Genomic DNA, 16,640 nt, shown 5'->3' with positions numbered 1-16,640 from the left:
GTCTCCGCATCGGTGGGACAATTCAGGGTTTGCCCGGCCATGGGCTTGTTGCGCGACCTTCCTGGTCGGATGGCGTGCCCGGGCCGTTTGTTCGTTCCGACTGTTCTTTTCAAGAATCGCTACACCATGAAGAAGTTTGCCGCCGTTGCCCTGCTGACCCTGGGCGCCGTGCTGGTGGGTTGCTCCAAGCAGGAACCCGCCGCCCCCGCAGCCGCGCCTGCACCCGCCCCGGCCGCCGTCACGAAGATCGTCGTGGGCCTGGACGACAACTTCCCGCCCATGGGCTTCCGCGACGAGAAGAACGAGCTGGTGGGCTTTGACATCGACATGGCCAAGGAAGCCGCCAAGCGCCTGGGTGTGGAGGTGGAGTTCAAGCCCATCGACTGGAGCGCCAAGGAAGCCGAGCTGTCCGGCAAGCGTGTGGATGCGCTGTGGAACGGCCTGACCATCACCGAGGAGCGCAAGCAGAACATCCTGTTCACCGCGCCCTACATGGAGAACCACCAGATCATCGTGGTGCCCGCAGGCTCCGCCATCAAGGCCAAGGCCGATCTGGCCGGCAAGGTCGTCGGTGCGCAGGAAGGCTCCAGCGCCGTGGACGCCATCAAGAAGGAAGAGGCTGTCTTCAAGTCGTTCAAGGAACTCAAGACCTTCGGCGACAACGTGACCGCCCTGATGGATCTGACCACCGGCCGCCTGGAAGCCGTGGTGGTGGACGAGGTGGTGGGCCGCTACTACGTGGCCAAGAAGCCTGACCAGTACGCCGTGCTGGACGACAACTTCGGCACCGAAGAGTACGGCGTGGGCGTGCGCAAGGACGACACCGAACTGCACGGCAAGCTGGACAAGGCGCTGGCCGACATGAAGCAGGACGGCAGCGCCGCCAAGATTGCCGAGCAGTGGTTCGGCAAGAACATCATCAAGTAATAGCGAACAACCCCCTGTGTCGCTTCGCTCCTTCCCCCTTCTCTCGAATTGCTGCGCAATTCGGGAAGGGGGACGACGCCAGCGCGGCGGGGCGGCCCTTGCGCGGCGTCCGCTGGCCTGGGGCGCGCCAGTTTCGACGGTTGCGTGCTGTGCAAGGCACTGAATTCTCGTGACCCCATGGACTACCTACTCTCCCTCCTGGGGCCGCTGGCGCAGGGCGCCACCGTCACCCTGAAGCTGTTCTTCATCACGCTGGTGCTGGCCGTGCCGCTGGGCCTGGCGCTGGCGCTCATGCGGCTGTCGCGCTGGAAGGCCCTGTCGGGCGCGGTGAACGGCTACATCTGGCTCATGCGCGGCACGCCGCTCATGCTGCAGATGCTGTTCATCTACTTCGCGCTGCCCTTCGTGCCGGTGATCGGCGTGCGCCTGCCGGACTTCCCCGCCGCCGTGGCGGCCTTCGCACTGAACTACGCGGCCTATTTCGCCGAGATCTTCCGCGCCGGCATCCAGTCGGTGGACCGTGGCCAGTACGAGGCCGCTAAGGTGCTGGGCATGAGCTACGGCCAGGCCATGCGCCGCATCGTGCTGCCGCAGATGGTGCGCAGCATCCTGCCGCCCATGAGCAATGAGACCATCACCCTGGTCAAGGACACGTCCCTCATCTACGTGCTGGCGCTGAACGATCTGCTGCGCGCCGCGCGCGGCATCGTGCAGCGCGACTTCACGACCACGCCCTTCATCGTCGCCGCCGCCTTCTATCTCGTCATGACCCTGGTGCTCACCTGGGGCTTCCAGCGCCTGGAGAAACGCTATGCCAAGTTTGACCAGTGACGCCACGCAGATGATCGAGGCGCGCGACGTGCGCAAGGCCTTCGGCCATGTGCAGGTGTTGCGCGGCGTGTCGCTGTCGGTGCACCGTGGCGAGGTGGTGGCGGTGATTGGTCCCTCGGGCTCCGGCAAGAGCACCTTTCTGCGCTGCCTGAACCACCTGGAAACCATCGACAGCGGCCACATCGCCATCGAAGGCGAAACCCTGGCCACGACCGACGCGCAGGGGCGCTGCGCCTACGTGCCCGATGCCGAGGTGCGCCGCATCGGCGCCAAGACCGGCATGGTGTTCCAGCATTTCAACCTGTTCCCGCACCTCACGGTGCTGGAGAACCTCATCGAGGCGCCCATGGTGGTGCAGGGCCTGGCGCGCGACGCGGCCATCGCCCGCGCCGAGGCGCTGCTGGACAAGGTGGGCCTGGCGCAGAAGCGGGACAACTATCCCTCGCGCCTGTCGGGCGGCCAGAAGCAACGCGTGGCGATCGCGCGTGCGCTGTGCATGGAGCCCGACATCATGCTGTTCGACGAGCCCACCTCAGCGCTGGACCCCGAACTCACGGGCGAGGTGCTGCGCACCATGCGCGAGCTGGCCGAGGAGCGCATGACCATGCTGGTCGTCACGCACGAGATGGGTTTTGCGCGCGAGGTGGCGAATACCGTGGCCTTCATGGACCAGGGTGAACTCATCGCGGCGCGTCCGGCCGGGGAGTTCTTTGCCGATCCCGGGCATGAGCGGGCGCGGGCGTTCTTGCAGCACATGCTTTGAAGGTCTAGCGCCGAATTGGGCTCTAGCGGTTATGGGATAAGCGCTGGAAGCTATGCTTTTGGTAGCTAATGGGGTTCTGTGTCACTGGCGGGGACGGCCTCGGCCAGCGACATCCAATTCTGCGCAGGGGCTTAAAAAAGATAGCTGCCAGCGCTCGCCCAGCAAGCGCTAGGCGGCGATTGGGCTAGACATTACGCGGCAGCGGACACCACCACCTCCGGCAACTCCGCCGGGTCCCGCACCTCTTCCAGCACATCCCCGCTGTGCAGCGGCAGCGCAGGCCGATCCAGCAGCGCACGCACGAAGTTCGGCTGCGCCAGCAGCGCATGGTGCACGGCCCCGTTGTACAGCTGCAGATCGCCCAGGCCGCGCGCGGCGATGCGTGCGTCCACCTCGTCGGCGCTGAGCCGGGCGGGTTCGGTGCTGTCCGATGCCATGCCCATGCACCACAACGTGCCGTACAGCGGCACGTACTGCAGGTAGGGCCGGAAGATGGGAAACACCGCGCGCACCGAGGCGGCGATGCGCCCCAGGCTCTCGGGCAGGTGCACGGGCGAGCCCAGGTGCAGCGACAGCACGCCGCCCGGGTTCAGCGCGCGGCGGCAGGCGGCGTAGAACTCCACGGTGTACAGCTCCACGGCAGGGCCGAAGGGGTCGGTCAGGTCCAGGACGATCTGGTCGAAGCGCTCCTCGGTCTGGCCGATGAAGGCGCGCGCGTCGCCCAGGCGCACCTCCAGGCGCGGGTCGTCAAAGGCGCCACGGTGGATCTGGCCCAGCCAATCGCGGGCCATGGCAATCACCTCGCCATCCAGCTCGGCCAGCACCACCTGCTCGATGCCGGGCAGCTTCAGCAACTCCTCGGCGGCGCCGCCGTCCCCCCCGCCCACGACCAGCGCACGGCGCACGCCGGGGTGGGCGATGGCCGGCAGGTGCACCATCGGCTCGTGGTAGAAGAATTCGTCGCGCTCGCTGGTCATGAAGCAGCCGTCGATGCGCATCACGCGGCCGAACTGCGGGTTGTCGAAGACCTCGATGTGCTGCCAGGCCGACTGGCGTTCGGCCAGCAGGCGGCGGTCGCTGAGGTAAAAGCCGAAGTCGGCGTTCAGGCGCTCGGCCACGTAGCGCGTGGCCTGCGCGGTGGGGGCGCCGCTCATCAGGCGCGGTCGACGCGGTGCAGGTGCGGATCGGCCGGGTTGAAGGCGGCCTGCAGGTCGTCGAAGAGCTTCTGCGCCTTGGGGCGGTTGTTCTCGGTGTAGTTGCACACGTACACGTCCAGCGTGACGTAGCCCGCCTCGGGCCAGGTGTGGATGGACAGGTGCGACTCGGCCAACACCACCACGCCGGTGACGCCGCCGCCTTCGCCAAAGCTGTGGAACAGGCTGCCCACGGTGGTCAGCCCGGCGGCGGCCACGCGCTCCCTGCAGAACGATTCCAGGTGCGCGGCGTCCAACATCAGGCGGCTGTCGCAGAGACAGCCATACAGGTCGCCGATCAGGTGCAGGCCCGTGGCCTGGCGCTGGGGGACAGGAGCCGGGATGGGAACGACGGACTGGAGATTCTTCATTATCTGGAGCCTTTTCTCTTTCTGCGGGGGTGGCAGGAAACGGCGCCGCGGTCGGACGCCGTCCGCCGGGTACCGACCAGCACGCTGCCGGGAGGCAGACGCGCAACGGAAGAAAAGGGAATGTCGCAGGCACATTGCCGCGCCTTCGTTCCGTTGTGCGTCGATGACGCCCATGCAGCAACGCTGACAAGCAATCCGCCCGGAGGGTCGGGCGGGACATTTCTTAAGATCCGGCAAGTATAGCCAAACGTCATATGCAAACCACAGGTTTTAATGAGAGGCGCAGCCGAGCAGAGGGGTTTCCCCTATGATGCCGGGTTAGCCTCACGCTCTGTCGTAGAGCTGGGCGTATCTGCATACACCATGTCCTCCCCACCCTCATCGCCGGGCGACGCCCTCGTGGAACTGCGCAACGTCACCTTCGGGTACGGCGAGCGGGTGATCCTGCGCGACCTGTCGCTGGTCGTGCCGCGTGGCAAGGTCACGGCGCTGATGGGTGCTTCGGGCGGGGGCAAGACGACGGTGCTGCGCCTCATTGGCGGCCAGCAGCGCGCCCAGCAGGGCGAGGTGCTGGTGGGCGGCCAGGACGTAGGGCGCATGGATACCGCACAGTTGTATGCCGCGCGCCGACGCATGGGCATGCTGTTCCAATTCGGCGCATTGTTCACCGACATGAGCGTGTACGAGAACGTGGCCTTTCCGCTGCGCGAGCACACCGATCTGCCCGAGGACCTGATCCGCGACATCGTGCTCATGAAGCTGCATGCCGTGGGCTTGCGGGGAGCGCGGGACTTGATGCCCAGCCAGATCTCCGGCGGCATGGCGCGGCGGGTTGCCCTGGCACGGGCCATTGCCCTGGACCCCGAGCTCATCATGTACGACGAGCCGTTCGCCGGGCTTGACCCGATCTCGCTGGGTACTGCGGCGCAACTCATCCGCCAACTCAACGATGCCATGGGGCTGACCACCATCGTCGTCTCGCACGATCTGGAAGAGACCTTCCGCCTGGCGGACCACGTCATCATCCTGGGGCCCGGCACGGTGGCCGCCCAGGGCACGCCCGAAGAGGTGCGCGCCAGCACGGATCCGCTGGTGCACCAGTTCGTGCACGCGCTGCCTACCGGGCCGGTGCCGTTCCACTACCCCGGCCCCAGCGTGGCCGACGATTTCGGCCCCTTGCGCTCGCCCAGCGTGGACGCCCACGCCAGCGGAGGTACCCCATGAGCTGGTGGCGTCCCACGCACGTAGGCTACGCCGTGCGCACGAAGCTGGCCGATGTGGGCATGGGCGCGCGCCTGTTCGCGCGGCTGCTGGGGCTGTTCGGCGACGTGATGCGCCGCCCTGGCCTGGTGCGTGACCAGGTGCACTTCCTGGGCAACTATTCGCTGTCCATCATCGCCATGTCGGGCCTGTTTGTGGGCTTCGTGCTTGCGCTGCAGGGCTACAACGTGCTGCAGCTCTATGGTTCGGCCAACTCACTGGGCCTGGTGGTCACGTTGGGCCTGGTGCGCGAGCTGGGGCCGGTGGTCACGGCGCTGCTGTTTGCCGGACGCGCGGGCACGTCGCTCACGGCCGAGATCGGTTTGATGCGCGCCGGCGAACAGCTGTCGGCCATGGAAATGATGGCCGTGGACCCGGTGCGCCGCATCCTGGCGCCGCGCTTTTGGGGCGGCGTGATCGCCATGCCGCTGCTGGCACTGGTGTTCAACGCGGTGGGTGTGATCGGTGGCTGGCTGGTCGGCGTGGTGCTCATCGGCGTGGACGGCGGGGCGTTCTGGGGCCAGATGCAAAGCGGTGTCGACGTCTGGAAGGACGTGGGCAACGGCATCGTCAAGAGCCTCGCGTTCGGCGTGGCCGTCACCTTCATCGCGGTGCTGCAGGGCTTCGTGGCCAAGCCGACGCCGGAAGGCGTCTCGCGCGCTACCACGCGCACGGTGGTGATGGCGTCGCTGTCCGTGCTGGGGCTGGACTTCGTCCTCACCGCCTTGATGTTCAGTATCTGACGGCGACCATGCGTCTGTCTTGAGGAAATTCACCATGCAGCATTCCAAAAACGATTTCTGGGTGGGGCTGTTCGTCCTGCTGGGCGGCGCGGCGCTGGTCTTCCTGGCCCTGCAGTCGGCCAACCTGTTGAACCTGAACTTCCGCTCGGGCTATACCGTGACGGCGCGTTTCGACAACATCGGCGGGCTCAAGCCCAAGGCCGCGGTGCGCAGCGCCGGCGTGGTGGTGGGGCGCGTGCAGTCCATTGGCTTCGACGTCACGACCTACCAGGCGCGCGTGACACTGGAGCTGGAAAAGCGCTATGTGTTCCCCAAGGACAGTTCGCTCAAGATCCTGACCAGCGGCCTGTTGGGCGACCAGTACATCGGCATCGAGCCGGGTGCCGACGAGAACAACCTGGCCGAGGGCGACATGGTGACCGCCACCCAATCCGCGGTAGTGCTGGAAAACCTGATCGGCCAGTTCCTGTATGGCAAGGCCGAAGAAGGTGCTTCGTCCAATGGAGGTACCAAGAAATGACAAATCAACCTCGCTTCACGGGCTGGACTGCCCGCTGGGCGGCGCTGTTGCTCGGCGCGGCCCTCATGAGCGGCTGCGCCACGGGCCCCAACGCCAACCCCGCAGATCCGTTCGAACCCTTCAACCGCGGCGTGCATTCGTTCAACGACAGTGTGGACAAGGCGGTGCTCAAACCCGTCGCCACCGTTTACCGCGACGTGACGCCGCAGCCGGTGCGTACGGGCGTGAGCAACTTCTTTGGCAACCTGGGCGATGCCTGGTCGTTCGTCAACAACCTGCTGCAGTTCCGCGGGCTGGAGGCTTACGAGAGCCTCGTGCGCTTCACCACCAACACCTTCTTCGGGCTGGGCGGCGTACTGGACATTGCCAGCGAGGCAGGCATCGAGCGGCACAAGCAGGACTTTGGCCTGACGCTGGGCCGCTGGGGCGTGCCCACGGGGCCGTATCTCGTGCTGCCGCTGCTGGGGCCGTCCACCGTGCGCGACACGGCCGCTTTGCCGGTAGACAGTTGGGGCAACCCGCTGGGCCAGCTCGACCCGGTGGAGGTCCGCAATTCCCTGTACGGCCTGCGCCTTGTCGATAAGCGCGCTAGCTTGCTGCGCGCGGGCTCGGTGCTGGATACGGCGGCCCTGGACCCCTACAGCTTCACGCGCGACGTGTACCTCAAGGTGCGTAGTGGCGTGTCAGGCGCACGCGACGAGGGCGCCTATGAGGAAAACGGGGGCAAGCTGCCTGACGACGAGTACTGAAAACCCGCAAAGGCCGGCCTGACAAGCACTCGGGCCCCTGGCTGACAGGCGCGGTTGCAGTTGCTTGCATCCCTGCACGGGGGCGACGCATGTGCAGCGCGGGGCGCCCTCCACAATCTACCCAACGAAACCAGACATGGCAGCGCACGGCGTGGCGCTGCACGCAAGGAGCCTCACCATGATGAACCGCCGTACCCTGATCCATGCCGCCGCCGCGATGGCGGTGGCCACGTGGGTGGCCGTGCCCCAGGCCGCGCTGGCGGCCGACGAGGCGCCGGATGCCCTCGTCAAGCGCCTCTCGGTCGATGTGCTGGAGACGCTGCGCAAAGACAAATCCATCAAGGCCGGCGACGTGGACAGCATCATGGCGCTGGTGGACAAGACCATCATGCCCCACGTGAACTTCCGCCGCATGACGGCAGCGTCCGTCGGGCCGGGCTGGCGCAAGGCTACGCCGGAGCAGCAGGCGCGCCTGCAGGACGAGTTCAAGACACTGCTGGTGCGCACTTACGCGGGCGCGCTCAGCCAGGTCACGGACCAGAGCATCGTTGTGAAGCCGCTGCGCGCAGCCGCCGAAGACAAGGACGTGCTCGTGCGCACCGAAATCCGCGGCCGGGGCGACCCGATACAACTGGACTACCGTCTGGAGAAGACGCCGGGCGAGGGTGCGGGCTGGAAAATCTACAACCTCAACGTTATGGGTGTGTGGCTGGTGGAAACCTACCGCAGCCAGTTCGCGCAGGAGATCAACGCCAAGGGCGTGGATGGCCTGATCGAGGCGCTGGTGGCGCGCAACAAGGCCAACGCCGCCTCCAGCGCCAAGTAACCAGAACAGAAAGAACCGAAAGGCCTGTGCATGCTGGTGCTGCCCGCTGAACTCACCCACCGCCACGCTGGCGCCACCCTGCGCATGCTGCTGCAAGGGCTCAAGGCCCAGGACGAATCGCTGGTGGTGGTGGATGCCGGTGCGCTGACGGCCTTCGACTCCTCCGCACTCGCGGTGCTGCTGGAGTGCCGCCGCGCAGCGGTGTTCGAGAACCGCGGTTTCGTGGTCAAGGCCCTGCCGCCGGCGCTGTCCAGCCTGGCGGGGCTGTACGGGGTGCAGGAACTGCTGCCCGCCCTGTAGCGGCGGCCTGCGGGGCTGCCCGCACCTGCGGGTTGCCTGCCGGCCAAACCCCTGCGGACACGCGCGCAAGAGCCCCCCTTTAGAATGCCGCTCTTCCATGCCCGCCGTCTCCTTCCAATCCATCTCCAAGAGCTTTTCCACTCCCCGAGGGCCTTTCCAGGCGCTGCAGGATGTCAGTCTGGACATCGAGGAGGGCGAGTTCTTCGGCCTGCTGGGCCCCAACGGCGCCGGCAAGACCACGCTGATCAGCATCCTCGCCGGGCTGGCGCGCGCCACCAGCGGGCGCGTCAGCGTGCTGGGCCATGACGTGCAAACCCAGTTTGCCGACGCGCGCAGGCTGCTGGGCGTGGTGCCTCAGGAACTGGTGTTCGACCCGTTCTTCAACGTGCGCGAGACGCTGCGCATCCAGTCCGGCTACTTCGGTGTGAAGAACAACGATGCCTGGATCGATGAGCTGCTGGAGAACCTGGGGCTGGCCGACAAGGCCACGGCCAACATGCGCCAGCTCTCGGGCGGCATGAAGCGCCGCGTGCTCGTGGCCCAGGCGCTGGTGCACAAACCGCCCATCATCGTGCTGGACGAGCCTACGGCCGGTGTGGACGTGGAACTGCGCCAGACGCTGTGGCAGTTTGTGGCGCGCCTCAACAAGCAGGGCCACACGGTGCTGCTGACCACCCATTACCTTGAAGAGGCCGAGGCGCTGTGCACGCGGCTGGCCATGCTCAAGCGCGGGCGCGTCGTGGCCTTGGCGCGCACGTCCGAGCTGCTGCAGGCGGCCTCCACCAACGTCCTGCGGTTCAAGACCGACGATACGCTGCCGGCCGACCTGGCAGCGCTGGCGCGCGTGACCGGCCGCGTGGCCCAGTTGCCCGCGCAGGACGCGCAGGAGATCGAGCAGTTGCTGGCCCGGCTGCGCGCCGCCGGCGTGCGCGTGGAGGATGTGGAGATCCGCAAGGCCGACCTGGAGGATGTGTTCCTCAACGTCATGGCGGCCGAGCAGGAGGAGCACGCATGATCGGCTGGCAGACCCTGTTCTACAAGGAAGTGCTGCGCTTTTGGAAGGTGGGCTTCCAGACCGTGGCGGCGCCGGTGCTCACGGCGGTGCTGTACCTGCTGATCTTCGGCCATGTGCTCGAAGACCATGTCAAGGTCTATGACCGGCTGAGCTACACCGCCTTCCTGGTGCCCGGCCTGGTGATGATGAGCGTGCTGCAGAACGCCTTTGCCAACAGCTCGTCCAGCCTGATCCAGAGCAAGATCATGGGCAGTCTTGTGTTCGTGCTGCTCACGCCGTTGTCGCACCGTGCCTGGTTCGCGGCCTACGTGGGCTCGTCCATGGTGCGCGGCCTGGTGGTGGGCCTGGGTGTGTTCATCGTCACGCTGGCGTTCGCCACGCCGCAGTTCGCCGCGCCGTTGTGGATTCTTGCGTTCGCGCTGCTGGGCGCGGCGCTGCTGGCCACGCTGGGGGTCATCGCGGGACTGTGGGCCGACAAGTTCGACCAGATGGCGGCATTCCAGAACTTCATCATCGTGCCCATGACCTTCCTGTCGGGCGTGTTCTATTCGGTGCAATCGCTGCCGCCGTTCTGGCAGGGCGCAAGCCACCTGAACCCGTTCTTCTACATGATCGACGGCTTCCGCTACGGCTTCTTCGGCGTGAGCGACGTCTCCCCCTGGCTCAGCCTGGGCGTCGTCAGCCTGGCATGGGCGCTGGTCAGCTTGTTGGCGCTGCACCTGCTGCGCACGGGCTACAAAATCAGGAACTGACATGACTGCAGACCAACTCAAGGACATCATCAGCGCGGGCATGGTCTGCGACCACATCACGCTGGAGGGCGACGGCCGCCACTGGTACGCCACCATCGTGTCGTCCGAGTTCGAGGGCAAGCGCCCCATCCAGCGCCACCAGCGTGTCTACGCGACACTGGGCGCACGCATGCAGTCGGACGAGGTGCATGCGTTGTCCATGAAGACCTTTACCCCCGCCGAGTGGGCGCAGGCCCAGGCGGGCGACTGATACGGCCCCGTCCTTCGCAAGATGGCCGTGCGGCCGGGACCGTGCCCCGGCGCGGGGGCGGCACGGGCGTCATGCCCCGGTCCTCGCCGGTGGATGGGCGCATACACCGTCGCGCGGCGTTCCCCCAAAGAATTCGCGCGCTATTATTTTAATAGCTGCTACCGCTTGATGGATAAGCGCTGGAGCCATTTTTGGCAATCAATGCAGCAACCGGCAAACCCATGGACAAACTCCTGATTCGCGGTGGCCGCCCCCTGGTGGGCGAGGTGCCGATTTCCGGCGCCAAGAACGCCGCGCTGCCCGAGCTGTGCGCCGCGCTGCTCACGGCCGACCCGGTCACCCTGCACAACGTGCCGCGCCTGCAGGACGTAGCCACCATGCTGCGGCTCATCCGGAACATGGGCGTGCAGGTGGACCGCATCGCTAACCCCGACTGCTCCGTGGCCGATGCGGCCGGCATAGTGCGCCTGGACGCGGGCGGCCTGTCCACGCCCGAGGCGCCCTACGATCTGGTCAAGACCATGCGCGCCTCGGTACTGGCGCTGGGGCCGCTGCTGGCGCGCTTCGGCGAGGCCACGGTGTCGCTGCCGGGCGGCTGCGCCATCGGATCGCGCCCGGTGGACCAGCACATCAAGGGGCTGCAGGCCATGGGCGCGCAGATCGTGGTCGAGCACGGCTACATGATCGCCAGGCTGCCGCAGGGGTGGACGCGACTCAAGGGGGCGCGCATCACCACCGACATGGTCACGGTGACCGGCACCGAGAATCTGCTCATGGCCGCCACGCTGGCTGAGGGGGAGACCGTGCTGGAGAACGCCGCGCAGGAACCCGAGGTGGCGGACCTGGCCGAGATGCTCATCAAGATGGGCGCGCGTATCGAGGGCCATGGCACCAGCCGCATCCGCATCCAGGGTGTCGAGCGGCTGCACGGCTGCGAGCACGCCGTCGTGGCCGACCGCATCGAGGCCGGCACCTTCCTGTGCGCCGTGGCCGCCACGGGCGGCGACGCGCTGCTGCGCCACGGGCGTGCCGACCACCTGGACGCCGTGATCGACAAACTGCGCGACGCGGGCGTGCAGGTGGCACCGGAAGAGGGTGGCATCCGCGTGCGCAGCCCTGGCGCGGCGCAGCTCAAGGCGCAGGGCTTTCGCACCACTGAGTACCCGGGCTTTCCCACCGACATGCAGGCGCAGTTCATGGCGCTGAACGTGGTGGCCCAGGGCACCGCCACGGTGGCCGAGACGATCTTCGAGAACCGTTTCATGCACGTCAACGAGCTGCTGCGCCTTGGCGCGAAAATCCAGACCACGGATGGCCGCGTAGCGGTGATCGAGGGGCTGGGTGGCGCGGCGCCTGCGGGCGCGCGGCTGTCGGGCGCCACCGTCATGGCCACCGACCTGCGCGCCTCGGCCAGCCTGGTGATCGCCGGCCTGGTGGCCGACGGGGAAACGCTGGTGGACCGCATCTACCATCTGGACCGCGGCTACGACTGCATGGAAGCCAAACTGCGCGGCCTGGGGGCCGACATCGAGAGAATTCAATGACGCAGCAGATCACACTCGCCCTGTCCAAGGGCCGCATCTTCGAAGAAACCCTGCCTCTGCTGGCCGCTGCCGGCATCGAGGTGCTGGAAGACCCGGAGAAGTCGCGCAAGCTCATCCTGCCCACCAGCCGCCCCGAGGTGCGCGTGGTGCTGGTGCGTGCCACCGACGTGCCGACCTACGTGCAATACGGCGGCGCCGATCTGGGTGTGGCCGGCAAGGACTCGCTCATCGAGCACGGCGGCCAGGGGCTGTTCCGTCCGCTGGATCTGAAGATTGCCAAGTGCCGCGTGAGCGTGGCCGTGCGCGCCGATTTCGACTACCGCGAGGCCGTCACCCAGGGCTCGCGCCTGAAGGTGGCCACCAAATACACCAGCATCGCGCGCGATTTCTTCGCCAGCAAGGGCGTGCACGTGGACCTCATCAAGCTCTACGGCAGCATGGAACTGGCGCCGCTCACCGGCCTGGCCGATGCCATCGTGGACTTGGTCTCCACTGGCAACACGCTCAAGGCCAACAACCTGGTGGAGGTCGAGCAGATCATGGACATCAGTTCGCACCTGGTGGTGAACCAGGCGGCGCTGAAATTGAAGCAGGCGCCGCTCAAGCGCATCATCGACGCGTTCGCTTCCGCCGTTCCCCAGGGTTGATACTATGCAATTCGTAGCTGCTCCCGCCCGCCTGTCAACCGTTTCAGACGCTTTCGAGGCTGATTTCGCGGCCCGCCTGCACTGGTCGGCCGACCAGGACGCAGCCATCGAGGAACGCGTGGCCGCCATCCTGGCCGACGTGCAGCAGCGCGGCGACGCGGCCGTGCTCGACTACACCCGGCGCTTCGACGGCCTGCAGGCCGACGGCGTGGCCGCGCTGGAACTCACGCAGGCCGAACTCAAGGCCGCCTACGACGGCCTGCCCGATGCGCAGCGCCAGGCCTTGAGCGCCGCCGCCGCGCGCGTGCGCAGCTACCACGAGGCGCAGAAGAAAGCCTGCGGCGAGAGCTGGAGCTACCGCGACGAGGACGGCACCCTGCTGGGCCAGAAGGTCACGCCGCTCGACCGCGTGGGCATCTACGTGCCCGGCGGCAAGGCGGCCTACCCGAGCAGCGTGCTCATGAACGCCATCCCCGCCCACGTGGCCGGCGTGCCCGAGATCATCATGGTCGTGCCCACGCCCAGGGGCGAGAAGAACCCGCTGGTGCTGGCCGCCGCCTGCGTGGCCGGCGTCACGCGCGCCTTCACCATCGGCGGCGCGCAGGCCGTGGCCGCGCTGGCCCACGGCACGGCCACCATCCCGAAGGTGGACAAGATCACCGGCCCCGGCAACGCCTACGTGGCCAGCGCCAAGAAGCGCGTGTTCGGCCAGGTGGGCATCGACATGATCGCGGGCCCGAGCGAAATCCTGGTGCTGGCCGACGGCAGCACGCCGCCCGACTGGGTGGCCATGGACCTGTTCTCGCAGGCCGAGCACGACGAGCTCGCCCAGTCCATCCTGCTGTGCCCCGACGCCGCCTACATCGACGCAGTGCAGCGCGAGATCGACCGCCTGCTGCCCCAGATGCCGCGCGCCGAAATCATCGCCAGGAGCCTCACGGGCCGCGGCGCGCTGATCCACACGCGCAGCATGGAAGAGGCCTGCGAAATCTCCAACCGCATCGCGCCCGAGCACCTGGAAGTCTCCAGCCGCGACCCGCACAAGTGGGAGCCGCTGCTCAGGCACGCGGGTGCCATCTTCCTGGGCGCCTATACCAGCGAAAGCCTGGGCGACTACTGCGCCGGCCCCAACCACGTGCTGCCCACGAGCGGCACGGCGCGCTTCTCGTCGCCCCTGGGCGTGTACGACTTCCAGAAGCGCAGCAGCCTCATCGAGGTCAGCGAGCAGGGCGCCCAGGCGCTGGGCCGCATCGCCAGCGTGCTGGCGCACGGGGAAGGCCTGCAGGGGCATGCGCGCGCGGCGGAGATGCGGCTGAAGTAGGGGGGCTTCCCCGCAGCAACGCAAGGGCCATCCCGCGGGATGGCTTTTTTGTGCCCGCGCAAAGGCCGCGCAATCGACACGAATTTCGTGTTACACGAATTTCGTGTACCATCGGCGCCGTGAAGAACCTCACCATCACCGTCGAAGACAGCGTGCTCGAATGGGCGCGCGTGGAGGCAGCCCGGCGCGGCACCAGCGTCTCGCGCATGGTGGGCGACTTCATGGCCGAGATGATGCAGCGCGAGGACGCCTACGAGCGCGCCTATCTCGCCTGGCGCACGGACGAGCGCGGCTGGCAGGGGCCGGCCGCGGCTGATGCTCCTGAAATGCAAGCGCGCAGCGCAAGTCTGAAGCGCACTGGAGGCCAAAAACGTCCAAGGAACGGAGCCGCCGCATGAGCGCCATGGGGACGGTGTTCGTCGACACCTCCGTGCTGATCGCGGCGGAGGACGTGGCCGGCGGCGACCTCTACCGCGCCACGCTGGACTGGCTGGACGCGCTGTGGCGCATGCGCACGGGCCGCACCGGCAACCAGGCGCTCGTGGAGTTCTACGACCAGGTGACTACCGCGGCCACGCCCATGCCGCAGGGCGACGCGCGCGCCGCCATCCGCCGCTACCAGACCTGGGCGCCCTGGAAGACCGACGCCGCCACGCTGGAGACCGCCTGGGCCGTGCAGGCGCGCCACCAGCTTAACTTCGGCGACTGCCTGGCCGTGGCCTGTGCCCAGCACAGCGGCTGCAGCCACATGCTGAGCCTGCACCTGCCCCATGGCGCGGAATTCGGCGGCGTGACCGTGCTGCACCCGCTGCGGCAGCCGGCCCCCGCGCCGCAAGAAGGCGCCTGAGAAGGAAGAGAAGACCCATGACCGATGCCACCCCCCAATCCCTGGCCTTGCAGCGCATCCGGGCCGACGTGCGCGCCATGCACGCCTATGCAGTGCATGACGCCACCGGCTACCTGAAGATGGACGCAATGGAGAACCCCTTCGGCCTGCCGCCCGCGCTGCAGGCCGCGCTGGGCCAGCGCCTGGGGCAGCTCGCGCTCAACCGCTATCCGGGCACGCGCCAGAACGACCTGAAAGCCGCGCTGGCCGCCCATGCGCTCGCGCCCGAGGGCAGCGCGCTCATCCTGGGCAACGGCTCGGACGAGCTCATCGGCCTGGTGCAGCTGGCCTGCGCGCGCCGCGACGCCAGCGGCCCGGCCAAGGTGCTGGCGCCCGCGCCGGGCTTCGTGATGTACGCCATGTGCGCGCAGCAGCACGGCCTGCAGTACGTGGGCGTGGATCTGGACGGCGAGTTCCAGCTTCGCGAGCAGGCCATGCTGGATGCGATCGCCGAGCACCGCCCGGCCCTGACCTTCCTGGCCTATCCCAACAACCCCACGGCCACGCTGTGGGACGAGGCAGTGGTGCAGCGCATCGCCGATGCCGTGGCCGAAGTGGGCGGCATCGTGGTCATGGACGAGGCCTACCAGCCCTTCGCCAGCCGCAGCTGGATCGATCGCATGCGCGCCGAGCCCGCGCGCAACGGCCACGTGCTGCTGATGCGCACGCTCAGCAAGTTCGGCCTGGCCGGCGTGCGCCTGGGCTACATGATCGGCCCGGCCGCGCTGGTGCACGAGATCGACAAGCTGCGCCCGCCCTACAACGTGAGCGTGCTCAATTGCGAGGCGGCGCTGTTCGCGCTGGAGCACGCCGGCGTGTTCGCCGCCCAGGCGGCCGAGCTGCGCGCCGCGCGCACCGACCTGCTGGCCGCGCTGCGCGCCATGCCGGGCGTCGAGAAGGTGTGGGACAGCCAGGCCAACATGGTGCTGGTGCGCGTGGCGGATTCCGCCAGGGCGTACGAGGGCATGAAGGCGTGCAAGATCCTCGTCAAGAACGTTTCTACAATGCACCCATCGCTGGCCAACTGCCTGCGTCTGACGGTGGGCAGCCATGCCGACAACGCCCAGATGCTCGCGGCGCTCCAGGCATCCCTATGACTTCCTCCGCACTCGTCACTTCCTCCCCGGACCCCTGCGCCGACCGCACGGCCGAGGTCAGCCGCAACACCGCCGAGACGCGCATCAGCGTGCGCGTGAACCTCGACGGCACGGGCCAGGCCAGCCTGCACACGGGCATAGGCTTCTTCGACCACATGCTCGACCAGATCGCGCGCCACGGCCTGATCGACCTGGACGTGCGCTGCGACGGCGACCTGCACATCGACGGCCACCACACCGTGGAGGACGTGGGCATCACGCTGGGCCAGGCCTTCGCGCGCGCCGTGGGCGACAAGAAGGGCATACGCCGCTACGGCCATGCCTACGTGCCGCTCGACGAGGCGCTCTCGCGCGTGGTGGTCGATTTCTCGGGCCGCCCGGGTCTGCACCTGCACATCCCGTTCACGGCGGCCAGCATCGGCGGCTTCGACACGCAGCTCACCTACGAGTTCTTCCAGGGCTTCGTGAACCACGCGGGCGTGACGCTGCACATCGACAACCTCAAGGGCATCAACGCGCACCACCAGTGCGAAACAGTGTTCAAGGCCTTCGCGCGCGCGCTGCGCGCGGCGCTGGAACGCGACCCGCGCGCGGCGGGCGTGATCCCGTCCACCAAGGGGTCCCTGTAGATTTCAAGCCAAAAAG

The 16,640-nt window shown here is 67.5% G+C and carries 20 protein-coding genes and 1 pseudogene; 19 read left to right on the top strand and 2 right to left on the bottom strand.

Features of this window, described 5'->3' with window-relative positions; genetic code table 11:
* The first annotated feature begins 126 nt into the window (after positions 1-126).
* The 3 genes from BV908_RS08425 (at position 127) to BV908_RS08410 (ending at position 2,521) form a co-directional block, all read left to right on the top strand.
* Positions 127-927: an amino acid ABC transporter substrate-binding protein gene (locus tag BV908_RS08425; RefSeq protein WP_041835888.1), complete on the top strand. Its 801-nt coding sequence runs from the start codon at positions 127-129 to the stop codon at positions 925-927.
* 177 nt (positions 928-1,104) lie between these two features.
* Positions 1,105-1,758, top strand: a complete 654-nt coding sequence (locus BV908_RS08415) for an amino acid ABC transporter permease (RefSeq protein WP_103737816.1) — start codon at positions 1,105-1,107, stop codon at positions 1,756-1,758.
* Positions 1,739-2,521, top strand: coding sequence for an amino acid ABC transporter ATP-binding protein (locus tag BV908_RS08410; protein WP_103737815.1), 783 nt, complete (start codon positions 1,739-1,741; stop codon positions 2,519-2,521). Before BV908_RS08415 ends, BV908_RS08410 begins: the two co-directional genes overlap by 20 nt.
* Positions 2,522-2,712: 191 nt before the next feature.
* Here the strand turns inward: BV908_RS08410 and speE are convergent, their stop codons facing one another.
* A complete protein-coding gene (gene speE, locus BV908_RS08405; protein ID WP_103737814.1) occupies positions 2,713-3,675 on the bottom strand; it encodes a polyamine aminopropyltransferase in 963 nt (320 codons plus the stop codon).
* Positions 3,675-4,085 carry an adenosylmethionine decarboxylase gene (speD, locus tag BV908_RS08400; protein ID WP_103737813.1) on the bottom strand — a complete coding sequence of 137 codons (411 nt, stop codon included), beginning with the start codon at positions 4,083-4,085 and terminating at the stop codon, positions 3,675-3,677. The genes speE and speD overlap by 1 nt, the downstream gene beginning before the upstream one ends.
* A gap of 363 nt (positions 4,086-4,448) precedes the next feature.
* Here speD and BV908_RS08395 point away from each other — a divergent pair, with 363 nt between their 5' ends.
* The 16 genes and pseudogenes from BV908_RS08395 (at position 4,449) to hisB (ending at position 16,624) form a co-directional block, all read left to right on the top strand.
* Complete coding sequence (locus BV908_RS08395) at positions 4,449-5,309, top strand: ABC transporter ATP-binding protein (RefSeq protein WP_011804198.1); 861 nt, start codon at positions 4,449-4,451, stop codon at positions 5,307-5,309.
* On the top strand, positions 5,306-6,088 hold the full coding sequence (gene mlaE / locus BV908_RS08390; protein ID WP_011804199.1) for a lipid asymmetry maintenance ABC transporter permease subunit MlaE: 783 nt from the start codon (positions 5,306-5,308) through the stop codon (positions 6,086-6,088). Before BV908_RS08395 ends, mlaE begins: the two co-directional genes overlap by 4 nt.
* 34 nt (positions 6,089-6,122) lie before the next feature.
* Positions 6,123-6,608, top strand: coding sequence for an outer membrane lipid asymmetry maintenance protein MlaD (gene mlaD / locus BV908_RS08385; protein ID WP_011804200.1), 486 nt, complete (start codon positions 6,123-6,125; stop codon positions 6,606-6,608).
* Positions 6,605-7,357 carry a VacJ family lipoprotein gene (locus BV908_RS08380; RefSeq protein ID WP_011804201.1) on the top strand — a complete coding sequence of 251 codons (753 nt, stop codon included), beginning with the start codon at positions 6,605-6,607 and terminating at the stop codon, positions 7,355-7,357. Before mlaD ends, BV908_RS08380 begins: the two co-directional genes overlap by 4 nt.
* Before the next feature lie 178 nt (positions 7,358-7,535).
* Complete coding sequence (locus BV908_RS08375) at positions 7,536-8,183, top strand: ABC transporter substrate-binding protein (protein ID WP_011804202.1); 648 nt, start codon at positions 7,536-7,538, stop codon at positions 8,181-8,183.
* Positions 8,184-8,201: 18 nt separating this feature from the next.
* Positions 8,202-8,483: pseudogene (locus BV908_RS08370) on the top strand (STAS domain-containing protein); the annotation flags it as partial.
* Between the two features lie 97 nt (positions 8,484-8,580).
* Positions 8,581-9,498, top strand: coding sequence for an ABC transporter ATP-binding protein (locus tag BV908_RS08365; protein WP_103737812.1), 918 nt, complete (start codon positions 8,581-8,583; stop codon positions 9,496-9,498).
* Complete coding sequence (locus tag BV908_RS08360; RefSeq protein ID WP_011804205.1) at positions 9,495-10,250, top strand: ABC transporter permease; 756 nt, start codon at positions 9,495-9,497, stop codon at positions 10,248-10,250. The genes BV908_RS08365 and BV908_RS08360 overlap by 4 nt, the downstream gene beginning before the upstream one ends.
* 1 nt (position 10,251) lies before the next feature.
* Complete coding sequence (locus tag BV908_RS08355) at positions 10,252-10,500, top strand: BolA family protein (RefSeq protein WP_103737811.1); 249 nt, start codon at positions 10,252-10,254, stop codon at positions 10,498-10,500.
* A 221-nt stretch (positions 10,501-10,721) separates the two neighbouring features.
* Complete coding sequence (gene murA, locus BV908_RS08350; protein ID WP_103737810.1) at positions 10,722-12,044, top strand: UDP-N-acetylglucosamine 1-carboxyvinyltransferase; 1,323 nt, start codon at positions 10,722-10,724, stop codon at positions 12,042-12,044.
* Complete coding sequence (gene hisG / locus BV908_RS08345; protein WP_103737809.1) at positions 12,041-12,691, top strand: ATP phosphoribosyltransferase; 651 nt, start codon at positions 12,041-12,043, stop codon at positions 12,689-12,691. The genes murA and hisG overlap by 4 nt, the downstream gene beginning before the upstream one ends.
* 4 nt (positions 12,692-12,695) lie before the next feature.
* The gene (gene hisD / locus BV908_RS08340) at positions 12,696-14,012 is read left to right on the top strand and encodes a histidinol dehydrogenase (protein ID WP_013517767.1); all 1,317 of its coding nucleotides are present in this window, start codon (positions 12,696-12,698) and stop codon (positions 14,010-14,012) included.
* Between the two features lie 119 nt (positions 14,013-14,131).
* A complete protein-coding gene (locus BV908_RS08335; RefSeq protein WP_013517768.1) occupies positions 14,132-14,410 on the top strand; it encodes a DUF6364 family protein in 279 nt (92 codons plus the stop codon).
* A complete protein-coding gene (locus BV908_RS08330; RefSeq protein WP_013517769.1) occupies positions 14,407-14,859 on the top strand; it encodes a PIN domain-containing protein in 453 nt (150 codons plus the stop codon). The genes BV908_RS08335 and BV908_RS08330 overlap by 4 nt, the downstream gene beginning before the upstream one ends.
* 17 nt (positions 14,860-14,876) lie before the next feature.
* Positions 14,877-15,995, top strand: coding sequence for an aminotransferase class I/II-fold pyridoxal phosphate-dependent enzyme (locus tag BV908_RS08325; RefSeq protein ID WP_013721469.1), 1,119 nt, complete (start codon positions 14,877-14,879; stop codon positions 15,993-15,995).
* The gene (gene hisB, locus BV908_RS08320; RefSeq protein ID WP_013517771.1) at positions 15,992-16,624 is read left to right on the top strand and encodes an imidazoleglycerol-phosphate dehydratase HisB; all 633 of its coding nucleotides are present in this window, start codon (positions 15,992-15,994) and stop codon (positions 16,622-16,624) included. Before BV908_RS08325 ends, hisB begins: the two co-directional genes overlap by 4 nt.
* Positions 16,625-16,640: the final 16 nt, after the last annotated feature.

Source organism: Diaphorobacter sp. LR2014-1 (assembly GCF_002916785.1).
In the GTDB taxonomy this organism is placed as follows: domain Bacteria; phylum Pseudomonadota; class Gammaproteobacteria; order Burkholderiales; family Burkholderiaceae_C; genus Diaphorobacter; species Diaphorobacter nitroreducens.
Note: the sequence above shows the minus strand (reverse complement) of the source record. Positions and strands in the feature narration are given on the sequence as shown.

What these genes read in the sequence shown, in the direction of transcription:
- BV908_RS08425 (WP_041835888.1), top strand. Translation starts at nt 127, where the DNA reads ATGAAGAAGTTTGCCGCCGTTGCCCTGCTGACCCTGGGCGCCGTGCTG.
- BV908_RS08415 (WP_103737816.1), top strand. Translation starts at nt 1,105, where the DNA reads ATGGACTACCTACTCTCCCTCCTGGGGCCGCTGGCGCAGGGCGCCACC.
- BV908_RS08410 (WP_103737815.1), top strand. Translation starts at nt 1,739, where the DNA reads ATGCCAAGTTTGACCAGTGACGCCACGCAGATGATCGAGGCGCGCGAC.
- speE (WP_103737814.1), bottom strand. Translation starts at nt 3,675, where the DNA reads ATGAGCGGCGCCCCCACCGCGCAGGCCACGCGCTACGTGGCCGAGCGC.
- speD (WP_103737813.1), bottom strand. Translation starts at nt 4,085, where the DNA reads ATGAAGAATCTCCAGTCCGTCGTTCCCATCCCGGCTCCTGTCCCCCAG.
- BV908_RS08395 (WP_011804198.1), top strand. Translation starts at nt 4,449, where the DNA reads ATGTCCTCCCCACCCTCATCGCCGGGCGACGCCCTCGTGGAACTGCGC.
- mlaE (WP_011804199.1), top strand. Translation starts at nt 5,306, where the DNA reads ATGAGCTGGTGGCGTCCCACGCACGTAGGCTACGCCGTGCGCACGAAG.
- mlaD (WP_011804200.1), top strand. Translation starts at nt 6,123, where the DNA reads ATGCAGCATTCCAAAAACGATTTCTGGGTGGGGCTGTTCGTCCTGCTG.
- BV908_RS08380 (WP_011804201.1), top strand. Translation starts at nt 6,605, where the DNA reads ATGACAAATCAACCTCGCTTCACGGGCTGGACTGCCCGCTGGGCGGCG.
- BV908_RS08375 (WP_011804202.1), top strand. Translation starts at nt 7,536, where the DNA reads ATGATGAACCGCCGTACCCTGATCCATGCCGCCGCCGCGATGGCGGTG.
- BV908_RS08365 (WP_103737812.1), top strand. Translation starts at nt 8,581, where the DNA reads ATGCCCGCCGTCTCCTTCCAATCCATCTCCAAGAGCTTTTCCACTCCC.
- BV908_RS08360 (WP_011804205.1), top strand. Translation starts at nt 9,495, where the DNA reads ATGATCGGCTGGCAGACCCTGTTCTACAAGGAAGTGCTGCGCTTTTGG.
- BV908_RS08355 (WP_103737811.1), top strand. Translation starts at nt 10,252, where the DNA reads ATGACTGCAGACCAACTCAAGGACATCATCAGCGCGGGCATGGTCTGC.
- murA (WP_103737810.1), top strand. Translation starts at nt 10,722, where the DNA reads ATGGACAAACTCCTGATTCGCGGTGGCCGCCCCCTGGTGGGCGAGGTG.
- hisG (WP_103737809.1), top strand. Translation starts at nt 12,041, where the DNA reads ATGACGCAGCAGATCACACTCGCCCTGTCCAAGGGCCGCATCTTCGAA.
- hisD (WP_013517767.1), top strand. Translation starts at nt 12,696, where the DNA reads ATGCAATTCGTAGCTGCTCCCGCCCGCCTGTCAACCGTTTCAGACGCT.
- BV908_RS08330 (WP_013517769.1), top strand. Translation starts at nt 14,407, where the DNA reads ATGAGCGCCATGGGGACGGTGTTCGTCGACACCTCCGTGCTGATCGCG.
- BV908_RS08325 (WP_013721469.1), top strand. Translation starts at nt 14,877, where the DNA reads ATGACCGATGCCACCCCCCAATCCCTGGCCTTGCAGCGCATCCGGGCC.
- hisB (WP_013517771.1), top strand. Translation starts at nt 15,992, where the DNA reads ATGACTTCCTCCGCACTCGTCACTTCCTCCCCGGACCCCTGCGCCGAC.